The organism is Kitasatospora sp. NPDC093550 (assembly GCF_044764985.1).
Taxonomy (GTDB): domain Bacteria; phylum Actinomycetota; class Actinomycetes; order Streptomycetales; family Streptomycetaceae; genus Kitasatospora.
In genome coordinates this window covers 60605-72938 of the sequence record NZ_JBIWJF010000034.1, presented here as the reverse complement: position 1 = coordinate 72938, position 12334 = coordinate 60605, and the positions used below count along the sequence as shown (strand labels likewise).

13 protein-coding genes are annotated in these 12334 nt (G+C 73.8%); 1 reads left to right on the top strand and 12 read right to left on the bottom strand.

Annotated features, from left to right (window positions below; translation table 11 throughout):
* The first annotated feature begins 549 nt into the window (after positions 1–549).
* The gene (locus ACIRD3_RS35130) at positions 550–984 is read left to right on the top strand and encodes a peptidoglycan DD-metalloendopeptidase family protein (RefSeq protein ID WP_402224733.1); all 435 of its coding nucleotides are present in this window, start codon (positions 550–552) and stop codon (positions 982–984) included.
* A gap of 22 nt (positions 985–1006) precedes the next feature.
* Here the strand turns inward: ACIRD3_RS35130 and ACIRD3_RS35125 are convergent, their stop codons facing one another.
* From ACIRD3_RS35125 to rplS, 12 genes are all read right to left on the bottom strand, one after another.
* Positions 1007–1588 carry a TetR/AcrR family transcriptional regulator gene (locus tag ACIRD3_RS35125; protein WP_402224762.1) on the bottom strand — a complete coding sequence of 194 codons (582 nt, stop codon included), beginning with the start codon at positions 1586–1588 and terminating at the stop codon, positions 1007–1009.
* 142 nt (positions 1589–1730) lie between these two features.
* Positions 1731–2681, bottom strand: coding sequence for an RNA polymerase sigma factor WhiG (gene whiG / locus ACIRD3_RS35120; RefSeq protein ID WP_402224731.1), 951 nt, complete (start codon positions 2679–2681; stop codon positions 1731–1733).
* A gap of 336 nt (positions 2682–3017) precedes the next feature.
* Positions 3018–4340 (bottom strand): DNA-processing protein DprA, encoded by a 1323-nt coding sequence (dprA, locus tag ACIRD3_RS35115; protein ID WP_402224728.1) that lies wholly within the window; start codon positions 4338–4340, stop codon positions 3018–3020.
* Positions 4337–6046: a YifB family Mg chelatase-like AAA ATPase gene (locus tag ACIRD3_RS35110; protein ID WP_402224727.1), complete on the bottom strand. Its 1710-nt coding sequence runs from the start codon at positions 6044–6046 to the stop codon at positions 4337–4339. Before ACIRD3_RS35110 ends, dprA begins: the two co-directional genes overlap by 4 nt.
* 1 nt (position 6047) lies before the next feature.
* Positions 6048–6551: a YraN family protein gene (locus tag ACIRD3_RS35105; protein WP_402224725.1), complete on the bottom strand. Its 504-nt coding sequence runs from the start codon at positions 6549–6551 to the stop codon at positions 6048–6050.
* 168 nt (positions 6552–6719) lie between these two features.
* Complete coding sequence (locus ACIRD3_RS35100; RefSeq protein WP_030056781.1) at positions 6720–7046, bottom strand: DUF2469 domain-containing protein; 327 nt, start codon at positions 7044–7046, stop codon at positions 6720–6722.
* 55 nt (positions 7047–7101) lie between these two features.
* Positions 7102–7575, bottom strand: a complete 474-nt coding sequence (locus ACIRD3_RS35095; protein WP_402224723.1) for an NUDIX hydrolase — start codon at positions 7573–7575, stop codon at positions 7102–7104.
* A gap of 112 nt (positions 7576–7687) precedes the next feature.
* Entirely contained in the window at positions 7688–8446 is a 759-nt protein-coding gene (lepB, locus tag ACIRD3_RS35090; RefSeq protein WP_402224720.1) for a signal peptidase I, read from the bottom strand.
* 142 nt (positions 8447–8588) lie between these two features.
* Entirely contained in the window at positions 8589–9593 is a 1005-nt protein-coding gene (gene lepB / locus ACIRD3_RS35085; RefSeq protein ID WP_402224718.1) for a signal peptidase I, read from the bottom strand.
* 242 nt (positions 9594–9835) lie between these two features.
* The gene (lepB, locus tag ACIRD3_RS35080) at positions 9836–10777 is read right to left on the bottom strand and encodes a signal peptidase I (RefSeq protein WP_402224716.1); all 942 of its coding nucleotides are present in this window, start codon (positions 10775–10777) and stop codon (positions 9836–9838) included.
* Positions 10761–11639, bottom strand: coding sequence for a signal peptidase I (gene lepB / locus ACIRD3_RS35075; protein ID WP_402224714.1), 879 nt, complete (start codon positions 11637–11639; stop codon positions 10761–10763). The genes lepB (ACIRD3_RS35080) and lepB (ACIRD3_RS35075) overlap by 17 nt, the downstream gene beginning before the upstream one ends.
* Positions 11640–11833: 194 nt before the next feature.
* Positions 11834–12184, bottom strand: coding sequence for a 50S ribosomal protein L19 (gene rplS, locus ACIRD3_RS35070; protein ID WP_030306736.1), 351 nt, complete (start codon positions 12182–12184; stop codon positions 11834–11836).
* Positions 12185–12334: the final 150 nt, after the last annotated feature.

Sequence of the window (12334 nt, the reverse complement as noted above, 5' to 3'; positions counted from 1 at the left end):
GAGCGGCCACAGGCCCGCCGGGGAACCGGGAAGAGCCTGGGAAGGGCCCGGACGGACGGGCCGGCGAGGGGCGACGGCGGCCCCGGGGAGCGCTCGGGCACCGGTTCGGCTCTCTGCCCGCCGACCGCCGCGGGCATGCCCCTTGTACACCGGATGGCGGCATCCGTACACCCGTCCGGGGGACGGCGATCGGCCCGGGGGGCGGTTTGTCCACAGGCATCCGGATGTGGGTGGTGCGGGGACGGCCCGAGCGGCGAGCCTTCGCGCATGGGTGGTCGCGCGTGGTTCGTCGGTGTCCGGGGGGCGGTCGCGGTGGGGGTGGTGATGGCGGTGGCGGGGGTGCTCGGGGTGCCGGGGGCCGCGCGGGCTTCGGGGGCCGCGGGCGCTTCGGTGACTCCGAGGGCCGCAGGTGCGTCCGGTGGCTCCGGAGGTGCCTCGGGTGGCTCCGGTGGCTCCGGAGGTGCGCGGGCCTGGCCGGTGGGCGGGCCCGGCGGGGTCCTGGGGCGGTTCGACCCGCCGTCGAAGCCCTGGGCCGCGGGACACCGGGGAGTGGACCTCGCCGCCGTGGCCGGTACGGAGGTACGGGCGGCCGCGGGCGGAGTGGTCGTGTTCTCCGGGCAGGTGGCCGGGCGTCCGGTGGTGACGGTCTCCCACCCGGGCTCGGGCTCTCCCCCGCTCCGGACCACCTACCTGCCCGTCACCGGCGCCCTCCCGGTCGGCACCCCGGTGGCCGCCGGGCAGGTGATCGGGCGGCTCGCCCCGGACGGGCGGCACTGCTCCGCGCGCGACTGCCTGCACTGGGGGCTGCTGCGCGGAGGCCGCTACCTGGACCCGTTGGCGCTGCTCGGCGCGGGAGCCGCACGGCTGCTGCCGCTGGGCCCGGAACCGGCGGGCACCGGACCGACGGGGTCCGGGCGGGCGCCGACAGGGGCCGGGCCCCCAGGGGCGGGGCAGGCGGTGGTCGGGCAGGCGGTGGTCGGGTAGGCGGTGACGGGCGAGCTGCCGGTCACTCCCGGCTGAGGCCGTGCAGCGCGAAGGCGACGGCGGTGTCCGCGATCTCCCCGGGGTTCTCGGCCAGACAGCCGGTGCGGCCTCCCGCCACCTGCTCGGCCCGGCGGACGGCCGCCTCCACGACCCCCTGCAACAGCGCCGCGGCGAGCCGGGGCTGCTCGTGGCCCAGGTCCTCCAGCGCCTGGACGACCAGACCGGCCAGCTTGCCGTGCGCCGCCCGGATGCGCTCGCGCGCTGCCTCGTCGAGCTCCAGCGCCGAGATCGCCACGACCGCGCGGTGGCGAGGGTCGGCGGCGAGCGCCAGCTGACCGCGGACGTACGCCTCGATCCGCTCGGCGGCCGTGTCACAGCTCGCCATCCCGGCCTCGATCTCGGCCGCCCACAGCGGGAAGTCCACCTCGCAGAGCGCCTCGACCACCGCGGCGCGCGAGCGGAAGTACTCGTAGACCGAGGAGCGCGCCAGCCCGGTGCGCGCCGCGAGCGCGGGGAAGGTCAGCGCCTCCTTGCCGCCCTCGGTGAGCAGGGTGCGGGCAGCGTCGAGGAGGGCTGCCCGCTGCAGCTGGCGATGCTCGGCCACCGTGGCCGCTCGGATCTTCGGCACGCTCCCACTCTACGGAGCCCTACCCACGGCCGACACGGCGCCGCGCACCCGGAGGGCCCGTGGCCCCGCCCGGGGCGAATCCGGCCCGACCGGGCCCGTACGCCGCCGGACCGGTGCGCTACCGGACGTCCGAGAGCTTGGCCCGCAGCTGGAGGACGGACTTGGTGTGGATCTGACTCACCCGACTCTCCGTCACCCCCAGCACCTGCCCGATCTCGGCGAGGGTGAGCCCCTCGTAGTAGTAGAGCGTCACCACGGTCTTCTCCCGCTCGGGGAGGGTGTTGATCGCCTGGGCCAGCAGTCTGCGCAGCTCGCGGTCCTCGGCCACCTCGACCGGGTTGTCCGCGCCGTGGTCCTCCAGGGTGTCCATCAGGCTCAGCCGGTCGCCGCCCTCCCCCACCGGGTGGAGCAACTCGTCCAGGGCCACCACGTTGGCGAGCGACAACTGGCTGAAGATGGCGTGCAGGTCCTCGATCGCGATGCCCATCTCGGCGGCGACCTCGGGATCGTTCGGCGTCCGGCGCAGCCGGGCCTCCAGCGTCGCGTACGTCCGCTCGACCGCCTTCGCCTTCTGCCGCACCGAGCGCGGGATCCAGTCCAGGGCGCGCAGCTCGTCGATGATCGCGCCGCGGATGCGGCTGATCGCGTAGGTCTCGAACTTGATGGCGCGACCGATGTCGAACTTCTCGATCGCGTCGATCAGCCCGAAGACCCCGGAGGAGACGAAGTCCGCCTGTTCGACGTTGGAGGGCAGACCGACCCCGACCCGCCCCGCCACGTACTTGACGAGCGGTGAGTAGTGCAGGATCAGCTGCTCGCGCAACCGCTGGTCGCCGGTCTCCTTGTAGGAACGCCAGAGCTCTTCGAGCGCACTGCGTCCCTGGGTCGCGGCCTCCCGGCCGGTCGGCCCCGTGTCCGGGGGTGGGTCGGCGGACGTGTCGGCGGTCCGGTGCGCGGGCGGGTCCACCGGCGGGTCGGCGGCCGGGGCCGCCTCGGCGCCGCGGGCCGCGTCCGCGGGCTGGCCGGGTACCACCGTCGGCCGGCCGCCCTGGCGCGACAGGCCTCCCATCGTCCCCGCCGACTTGGACGGGAACTCGGTCGCCGGGTGCCGCTCGGTCCGCGGCCCTCCCGAGGACCGAGCGCCACCGGTCACTCTGTGTCCGGGAATGTGTGTGGGCATGCGTTGGTCTGCGCCGTTCTGCCGAGTCATGTGCTGATAGGGAAGGCATGTGGAGCGTAGCGTGACCGACTCACTGCAAAGCGCTACCGCCACTCGGTCGTCCCCCGATCCGGTGGCGTTCAGTCACCGGATCCGGGCACACGAGCGGAAGAACCGGATCTGCAGGTCAGCCGGGCCGTTCGGACGCGCCCTGCCTCGGCGCACGCCTGTTCTCCGCCCCCGCGCTCACCTCCTCCGCACGATGCGCCAGTGCGCGCCGTGTCGCTCGACGTAGCCGAGCGAGCCCAACTCGTAGAGCCGCTGGAGCACTTCGTCCGGCGGGAGGCCTGACTGGCGGGCCAGTCGTTCGACGGGCGCGCCCTCCGCCGTCGCCGGTACGGCCTCCAGCACCCGGGCCACCGCGGGCTCCAGCAGGTCGCGCGGCAGCACCGGGCCACTGCGCTGCGGGGCCAGGTCCTCCCCGATCGCCCCGATCAAATCGGTGATCTCGGCCGCGTCGGTGACCAGCGTGGCGGCGCCGCTGCGGATCAGGGCGTGCACCCCGGCCGAGAGCTCCGAGGTCACCGGGCCGGCGACGCCCATGGTGTGGCGGTTGAGGTCCCGCGCCCGCCTGGCCGTGCTCAGGGCTCCGCTGCGCACGGCCGCCTCGACGACCACGGTGCCGCGGGTGAGCGCGGCGATGACCCGGTTGCGGAGGACGAAGCGGAAGCGGTTCGGGTGCTCCCCGGGCGGGAGTTCACTGAGCAACAGGCCCTGGACGCCGATCCGCCGGATCAGCTCGGCGTTGCCCTTGGGGTAGGCCACGTCGACTCCGCAGGCGAGCACCGCGACCGTCATCCCGCCGACGGCGAGTGCGCCGCGGTGGGCGGCCGCGTCGATCCCGTAGGCGGCGCCGGACACCACCACCCAACCGCGCTCGGCCAGTTGGGCCGCCAGCTCCCCGGCGACATGGGCGCCGTAGGCCGTGCAGGCGCGCGACCCCACCATCGCGACCGAGCGGAGCGCGAGCAACCGGAGTGAGCCGGTGCCGACCGTCCAGATCCCGACCGGCCGGCCGTCGCCCAGGTCGTCGAGCTGGCTGGGCCATTCCGTGTCCCCCGGAATGATGAACCGGCCACCGACGTGCCGTACCCGTTTCAGGTCCGTCTCCCCGTCCAGCCCCGGGAGTCTCGCCTGGTAGCCGGTCAGCCGGGCGGAGTCCAGGCCGGGGTGGTCGGGGACGGTGCCGGCCCGGATCGCCTCGACCACTTCGACGGCGGGGAGCCGGGCGAGCCAGCGGCCGACCACCGCGTCCCCCGGTTCGCTGAGGCGGCTGAGCAGGGCGCGGGCGACGCGCTCGGGCTCGCGCGACGCGGCGGTGCCGGTGGTGCCGGCGGTGTCGAGGACCTGGGGCTCGGCACCCGCCGCGCACGGCGTTCGGGAGTCTTCCGCTCCGGGGTGCTCGGTTCGGGCGTGCTCGGTGTGGGCGTGCTCGGTGTGGGGGTGCTCGGTGTGGGGGTGCTCGGTGTGGGGGTGCTCTGTCCGGGGGTGCCGCAGCAGCCGGTTCATGCCTCGTCCTCCGTGTTCTCAGCAGCCTGCTCGTGTGCCCCCGGTCGGCCGCTGTCCGGCGGGCCGCTGCGCTGGGCCGGAATGCCCCCGGGCCGACCGAAGATCCGTTCGGTCAACGGCAGTCCCTGCTCCACCCCGGTGCGCAGGACCAGGGCGGTGCGGATGTCCCGCTGGTCCGGCCGGTCCCGGCCGGCGAGGTCGGCCACCGTCCAGGCGACCCGGAGCACCCGGTCCAGGCCCCGGGCGGTCAGCAGCCCCCGCTCCAGCTGGCGCGCGACGTCGTTGAGCGCGCCCGACGCGAGCTGCCAGCGGGTGCGCAGCTCGTGGCCCGGGACCTCCGCGTTGGTCCGCCACGGGGTGTTCGCCAGCCGGGCCGCCGCCCGCTCCCGTGCGGCCAGCACCCGGGCCGCGACGGTCTCGGTGCTCTCCGCCGAGGCGTCCCGCTCCATGAGCTCGGCCCGCGTCACCGGGGCGACCTGGACCTGGAGGTCGACCCGGTCCAGCAGCGGCCCGGACAACCGCCCCTGGTAGCGGCTGACCATTGCCGGGGTGCACTCGCAGCCCTCGCCCCGCCGGGAGTGCCGACCGCACGGGCACGGGTTGGCGGCCAGGCACAGGAGGAAGCGGGCCGGGAGCCGGAGCGACCCGGCCGAGCGGGCGATCACCACCTCACCCGACTCCAGCGGCTGGCGCAGCGCGTCGAGCACCCGGACCGGGAACTCCGGAGCCTCGTCCAGGAACAGCACGCCCCGGTGGGCCAGCGAGACGGCGCCCGGCCTCGGCAGACCGCTGCCGCCGCCCACGATCGCGGGCATCGTGGTGGAGTGGTGCGGGGCGCAGTAGGGCGCGGTGTCGATCAGCGGACGCCCGACCGGCAGCAGGCCCGCCACCGAGTGCACGGCGGTGACCTCCAGCGCCTCCTTCTGGGTCAGCGGCGGCAGCAGCGCGGGCAGCCGCTCCGCCAGCATGGTCTTCCCCGCGCCGGGCGGGCCCTTCAGATAGAGGTGGTGTCCGCCGGCGGCGGCGATCTCCAGGGCTCGCCGCGCCTCGTACTGGCCGGCCACGTCGGCCATGTCGAGGCGGGCCGCCTTGTCGTCGGACAGGCCCCGCACGCTCGCGCTGGGCAGCATCAGCCCGGCCATCAGCGGATCCGGGCGGCCACCGATCGGATCGGGCGGTTCCTCCGGCGGCGGCGCGCCGGTCAGGATCGCGACCAGCTGGCGCAGGCTGCGGACGCCGATCACCGTCACCCCGGGGACGAGCGAGGCCTCGGGCGCGGTCTGCTCGGCGACCACCACCCTCTGGTAGCCGGCCTCGGCGGCGGCCAGCACCGACGGCAGCACCCCGCGCACCGGTCGCACCCGGCCGTCCAGCCCCAGCTCGCCGATGATCAGCAGTTCGGCGATGGACGAGGGGTCGAGCCGCTCGGCGGCGGCCAGCACCGCGCAGGCCACCGCGAGGTCGAAGCCGCTGCCGCTCTTGGGCACCGAGGCGGGGCTGAGGCCGACCGTGAGCTTGCGCTGCGGCCAGGCCTCGCCGCTGTTGACCACCGCGGCGCGGACCCGGTCGCGGGCCTCGGTGAGCGCCTTGTCGGGCAGGCCGACCAGGGTGAACGCGGCCACCCCGGGCTCCAGATCGGCCTGGACCTCGACGATCACGCCGTCGACGCCGACCAGCGCGACGGAACAGGTACGGGCGAAGGCCATCTCAGACCACCCCCCGCAGGTGGTCGACCACGGCCGCACCCCGCGCCCGGTTGACCACGGCGACCAGGTCGATCCGTACCCCGCCCGGCGGGGCGGGCGGCCAGTGCGGGTCCGTCGGCGCCGCGTCGTCGTCGGCCCCGGCCAGCCGGGCGAAGTGCCCGGGCCAGCGCTCGGACATCCAGCGCTCGGCCAGTCGCCGCAGCCGCGCGGCCTTGGCCTGGTCGATGGCCTCGGTGGGCTGCTGGAAGCCCCGCTCGGAGCGGGTCTTCACCTCGCAGACCGCCACCGTGTCGCCGTCGAGGGCGACGATGTCCAGCTCGCCCTCGGCGCAGCGCCAGTTGCGGTCCAGGATGCGGAGCCCGGCCTCCGCGAGGTGGCGGGCGGCGACCCGCTCGCCGTAGCGGCCGAGCCCGTGGTTGGTGCTGCGGTCCGGGATGCCCCGCGACGTGCCCCCGGGCACGGCCGCGTCCGGTACGGCCTGGTCCTGCACGACGGTGTGCTGCATGGTGACCACCTCCGCCGAGGAGGCTGCACCACCGCGTGCTTCGGGGTCCGGAAATTCCGTTTCCCTGTGGATAACTCGGGTCGACCGACGTTTTCCGTCACCCGCAAGGGTGAGAAGCCCCGGTCCCGCGATATTCGGCTGGACAACGCGGGAGGGAGTCGTTCAACGTCAGTTCCCGAAGCCGGACTCGTCCGAGGGCAGCTCCAGGTCGCTCTTCGCGAGTTCCTCGATGTTCACGTCCTTGAAGGTCAGCACCCGGACCTTGCGGACGAACCGGGCCGGCCGGTACATGTCCCAGACCCACGCATCCGCCATCGACACCTCGAAGAACACCTCGCCCTGGACCGAGTGCACCTGCAGCTCGTAGTCATTGGTGAGGTAGAACCGTCGTTCGGTCTCGATCACGTACTTGAACAGGCCGACGACGTCCCGGTACTCCCGGTAGAGCTTGAGCTCCATCTCGGTCTCGTACTTCTCGAGATCTTCGGCACTCATCCAGGCGTCCCCTCAACTTGTCACGTCCACCCATTGTGGACCACCGCACCCACGGTCAGAGCCGTACCGGATCCACCGGCGGGCCCTCGACCAGCAGCCGTTCCAGGAAGTCGGCCAGGCCGACCGGATAGACCGTCTCGGCGGTCCCCCTCAGTTCCTCGACCGTCCACCAGCGCGTCGCGAGCAGCTGGGCGTGTTCGTCCGCGCCCATGTCCGAGTGGTCCAGGCCCGTCTCCGTGGTCCGGGCCAGGTGGAACCACTGCTCCTGCTCGTAGCGCTGTCCCCGAAAGGAGAACGACACCGTGCCGTACGCCACCAAGGGTCCCAGGTCCACGCCCCGCAAGCCGGTCTCCTCCGCGAGCTCCCGCGCGGCGGCCTCGCGCACGTCCTCCCCCGCCTCCAAGCCGCCACCGGGCGTGAACCACCACGTCTCCCCGGGGACGGCCGGGTCGGCGCCCAGGAAGAGGAGGATGCGGTCCAGCCCGTCCAGCAGCAGGATCCGCGCCGCCTTGCGGCGCTGTGCTGTCATGGCAGCCCTCCACGCTCCTTCCGTTCGCATCGGTGGCGTTACCGATCCTGCCACCCGGCGCGGCCGTCCGGGGCGATGTTCGACAGAGCGGCCCGCACCGCGACGGCCGCGTTCAGGAGCTCCGCCCCCGGCGGAGTCGGCGGGCCAGGCCCGCCACCCCGCCGACCGCCGAGGTCACCAGGATCAGCGCCGCGCCGCCGACGGTGGCGTAGGCGGCGGGCTCCAGCGGGCCGGGCTGCGAGGCCTTCGCCCCTGCGAAGCCTTCGAAGGCCGTGGTCCGGGCGAGCAGGCCCGCGCGGCCGAAGGGCTGCAGGGTGGCCTCGACCCTGGCCTCGACGGCGTCGGCCGGCACGGTCCCGCCGTCGACCTCCAGGTGGGTGCGGGAGTCGAGCGAGCCGACCCGGTTGTCGCCGAGGAGGAACAGCCGGCCCTCCGGCACGGTCACGCTGAACGACTCGCCCTGCCGGCCCTGCGTCGCCAGGTAGGGCTCGTCCACCGGCTGTCCGTTGACCGTCAGCCGACGGTTGTCCCCGCTGCTGGCGACGGTGTCCCCGCCGACCGCCACCACCCGCTTGACCATGAGCTCGCCGCCCCAGGCCTGGTCCCGGAAGACCACCACGTCGCCCCGGCCGACGGCCCCGCCGCCGACCTTGCGGGCGAGCACGGTGTCCCCGGCCTGCAGCGTCGGGTGCATCGAGGCGGTGGGGATGTTGTACGGCCGGTAGTCGACCGCGATGAGGGCGAAGCCGCCGATCATCAGCACCAGCCCGAGCGCCAGCGCGACGCCCTGCAGCACCGCGGCGGGCCGCCGGCGCTCAGGGGCGGGCGCGGCCGGTCGGTCGGCCGTCTGGTCCACGACACTGCTGCTCATCGACACCGTCCACCTCTGGCCGACCGGAGAACACTGGCACGCCGGAGGCACCGGCGGGAACGCCGACGGGCCGTGGCACGTCCGAGCAGATTACTCGTCGGTACCACGGCCCGCGCAAGGGTCGGGGGCAAGCCGGTGGAGCTCAGGACTCCTTGCGCCGCTCCTCCCGGCCCCGCACCCGACGCACCAGCGGGAGCAGGGCGACGGCCCCCACCGCACCGGCCACGGGGGGCGCCATCGGCGCGGCCGCCGCCAGGCCCTTCTGGTCGAAGGTGTCCGGCACCGGCAGCGTCGACCAGTGGTCGATCGGCCAGGCCACCACGAAGGCGCGTCCGATCACGTTGTCCACCGGCACGGTGCCGCCGCCCGGCTGGTCCATGTGGAAGCGGGAGTCCAGCGAGTTCGCCCGGTGGTCGCCCATCACCCAGATCCGGCCCTTCGGCACCTTGACCGGTGCGAAGGGGTGGTCACCGCAGGGGGTGTTGCCCTGGTAGACGTACGGCTCGTTCAGCGCGACGCCGTTGACCTTGACCGGCCCCTCGCCCTCGCACTCGACGGTGTCCCCGCCGACCGCGATGACCCGCTTGATCAGGTCCTTCTCGTTGGCGGAGGGCATCAGGCCGACGAAGCTGAGCACGTCCTGCAGGCCGCGGACGAAGGAGTTGCTGCTCTGCGGGGTCGGCTCGTCGTTCAGCCAGCCGCCCGGGTCGTGGAACACCACGACCTCGCCGCGCTCGGGCTCGGCACCGAACCAGGGGGTCAGCTTGTCCACCAGGACCCGGTCGCCGACCTGCAGCGTGTTCTGCATCGACTCCGACGGAATGGAGAACGCCTGGACGAAGAAGGTCTTGATCACGAGCGCGAGGATCAGCGCGATCCCGACCAGGATCGGCAGTTCCTTCCAGAAGGAGCGCTGCTTGTTCGGTTTGGCCGGAGCCTCCGACTCCGACCCGTCCGCCGGGCCGGAGTCCGGGTGCGAGGGTTCCGGCGAGTCCTCGGCCCCGGCGCCCTGCTCGTCGGCGGTCTGGGCCGCGGCGTCCTCGACGGCGGCCGAGGGCGCTGACGGCTCGGCGGACCGGGCCGCCCGACGGCCTGGGCCCTCGGGCTCTCCGGCGCCCGAGCGGGCGCCGATCACCAAATCCCCCACAACGTCTCCTCCCTGCTGTGCGGACGCCCGCGCGCCCGCGCTCAAAGTGCCGCACAGCGGGCACCACGCTCGCCAGGACCGTGAACGCCTCAGGGCTGCCCATCGCGGGGTCCCCTGACACCAGCACAGCCTCGGCGCGCGACCGGGACCACTCCCGGCCGCACCTGCACTTCTCTATCACTCCGAGGCATCCGGCTCGCGGTCCCACACGCGAGGCCCGGCCGGTCGGCGGCCCGCGCCGCTCAATCCGGAGGCCGCCGCGGCCGACGAACGACGAACGGAAGGATGCCCAACACACCCATAACGAGCGGAGGTTCCACAGGAACCGGCCCAACGCCCACGGATTCCGCGGCAGTTCCACCGGCCTGCGGGGCCCGCGCGAGAGAGGAGAGTGAACTCGGCACGTCGAGTTGATGGAAGCGGTCCAGCGGCCAGGCGATCACGAACGCGCGACCGACCACGCCGCTCAGCGGGATCGTGCCCTGGCCCGGATTGCCCATGTGGAAGCGGGAGTCGGCGGAGACGTCCCGGTGGTCGCCCATGACCCACAGCCGCCCCTGCGGCACCTGCACCTTGAAGGGCTGGCGGGACGGCGGGTTGCCGGGGGCGAGGTAGGTCTCGTCCACCGGACGGCCGTTGACGCTGAGCCGTCCCTGCGCGTCACAGCACTCGACGGTGTCCCCGCCGACGCCGATCACCCGTTTGATCAGGTCCTGCTCGTTGTCGGACGGCAGCAGGCCCACGAAGGTCAGCACGTGCTTGGCCCCGGCCAGCACCGGGCCGTCGCCGGAGGGCTTGCGGTCGCTCTCCAGCCAGCCGCCGGGGTCCTTGAACACCACCACGTCGCCGCGCTGCGGCTCGCTGCCGAACCAGGGGGTCAACTTGTCCACCAGCACCCGGTCCCCGATCCGGATGGTCTGCTCCATCGAGCCCGAGGGGATCACGAACACCTGGATCAGGAAGGTCTTCATCACCAGCGCCACCAGCAGGGCCACCAGGATGATCATCGGGATCTCGCGCACCAGCGACCGCTTGCGCCGACGGGCCGCCCGCCGGGCGGTGCGGCGGCGCTCGGCCCGGCCGCGTACCGGCGTAGCCGTGGCGGACCCGACGCTCTCCGGACCGGTGCCGGCCGGCCCGTCGACCGGGCGCTCGGCGATCCGGCCCCTACCCCTGGTCCCCATGACCACCCGTCCCCGCAGTCGCGGCGAAGACCGCGGGCCGGTCCAGGCCGGCCCAACGCGAGAACGGGTAGACCACCCAGTCCGCGCGACCGATCACCTTCTCCTCCGGCACGAAGCCACCGCCGGGCTCACCGAGGTGGTCGCGGGAGTCCCTGGAGGCACTGCGGTGGTCGCCCATCACCCACAACTCACCGGTCGGCACCACCACGTCGAAGGCCACGCTCGACGCGTCGTCCCCCGGGGACAGGTAGGAGGTCTCGTCCACCGGAACGCCGTTGACGGTGATCGGCGCGCCCGGGCCGGTGCTGGTCACCCGGTCCCCGCCGACGCCGATCACGCGCTTGACGTAGACGGTGTTCCCGGCCGGGGCCAGCCCGAGGTCCCGGGCGAGCGAACGCACCCCGTCCCCGAAGCCGCCCGGCTTCGCCGACTCGGGGAGGAAGGAGCCCGTCCCGTCGAAGACCACGACGTCGCCCCGCTGGGGGTGACCGCCGAAGGCGTACGCCAGCTGGTTGGCCAGCAGCCGGTCGCCGGGGCGCAGGGTGTCCTCCATCGAACCGGAGGGCACCGTGAACGGCCGCACCACGAAGGCGTTCACCAGGAGCAGGGCCACCAGGCAGATCCCCGCCAAGAGCAGCAGGTCGCGCGAGCGCGAGTGGCCCGGTTCCTCCTCCTGCTCCGCGGCCGGCTCCCCGTCCCGCTTCGGGTCCTCGCCCGAGTTCTGCTCCGTGTCCTGCTCCGAGCCCTCGCCGGCTGCCGCGGCGGCTTCACCGGTGGCTTCCCCAGTGACTTCCCCGGCAGCGGCACCGGTGGCTCCCCCGGCGGCGGCAACCGCCGTCCCGGTCGTCGCTTCCCCGGGCACGGCCCGGGAATCCGCCCCGGCGCCTCCCCCGGGAACGACCGCGGACCGCGACAGCGAGTCCGCACCGGTGGGTGCGGGACTGCCGTCGCGGTCCGCGGGTGGTTCGTGCGTGCTCATCGGGGGGTGAGCTTACCGTGCGGCCGTTCGGCCCCCCAGAGCGATCCGATCCCCCGGCCAGGCCGGGGGCCGGTGGATCAGCGGTCGCGCTTCTCCTTGATCTTCGCGGCCTTGCCGCGGAGGTCACGCAGGTAGTACAGCTTGGCGCGGCGAACCGCACCGCGGGTCACGACCTCGATCTTCTCGACGACCGGGGTGTGCACCGGGAAGGTGCGCTCCACGCCGACGTTGAAGCTGACCTTGCGGACGGTGAAGGTCTCACCGATACCGGCGCCGTGGCGGCGGATGACGACGCCCTGGAAGACCTGGACACGGGAGCGGTTGCCCTCGATGACCCGGACGTGCACCTTCAGGGTGTCACCGGCGCGGAAGGCCGGAATGTCGCTACGCAGCGAGGCCGCGTCGACAGCAGCGAGCTTGTTGCTCATGTTGCTCTCCATCGCAGGCGCCACGGGCCGCCCACGGAAAATCGTCACAATGGGGTCTGCTGCGGGCCGCATCGGCTGACGACGGTCCCCCCGTGGCGGGGGCGCCGGTCCACGTGCCCCCTACGAGAAGGGACCAGCGACAGACAGCAG

What these genes read in the sequence shown, in the direction of transcription:
- whiG (WP_402224731.1), bottom strand. Translation starts at nt 2,681, where the DNA reads ATGGGAGGCCTGTCGCGCCAGGGCGGCCGGCCGACGGTGGTACCCGGC.
- dprA (WP_402224728.1), bottom strand. Translation starts at nt 4,340, where the DNA reads ATGAACCGGCTGCTGCGGCACCCCCGGACAGAGCACCCCCACACCGAG.
- ACIRD3_RS35110 (WP_402224727.1), bottom strand. Translation starts at nt 6,046, where the DNA reads ATGGCCTTCGCCCGTACCTGTTCCGTCGCGCTGGTCGGCGTCGACGGC.
- ACIRD3_RS35105 (WP_402224725.1), bottom strand. Translation starts at nt 6,551, where the DNA reads ATGCAGCACACCGTCGTGCAGGACCAGGCCGTACCGGACGCGGCCGTG.
- ACIRD3_RS35100 (WP_030056781.1), bottom strand. Translation starts at nt 7,046, where the DNA reads ATGAGTGCCGAAGATCTCGAGAAGTACGAGACCGAGATGGAGCTCAAG.
- ACIRD3_RS35095 (WP_402224723.1), bottom strand. Translation starts at nt 7,575, where the DNA reads ATGACAGCACAGCGCCGCAAGGCGGCGCGGATCCTGCTGCTGGACGGG.
- lepB (WP_402224720.1), bottom strand. Translation starts at nt 8,446, where the DNA reads ATGAGCAGCAGTGTCGTGGACCAGACGGCCGACCGACCGGCCGCGCCC.
- lepB (WP_402224716.1), bottom strand. Translation starts at nt 10,777, where the DNA reads ATGGGGACCAGGGGTAGGGGCCGGATCGCCGAGCGCCCGGTCGACGGG.
- rplS (WP_030306736.1), bottom strand. Translation starts at nt 12,184, where the DNA reads ATGAGCAACAAGCTCGCTGCTGTCGACGCGGCCTCGCTGCGTAGCGAC.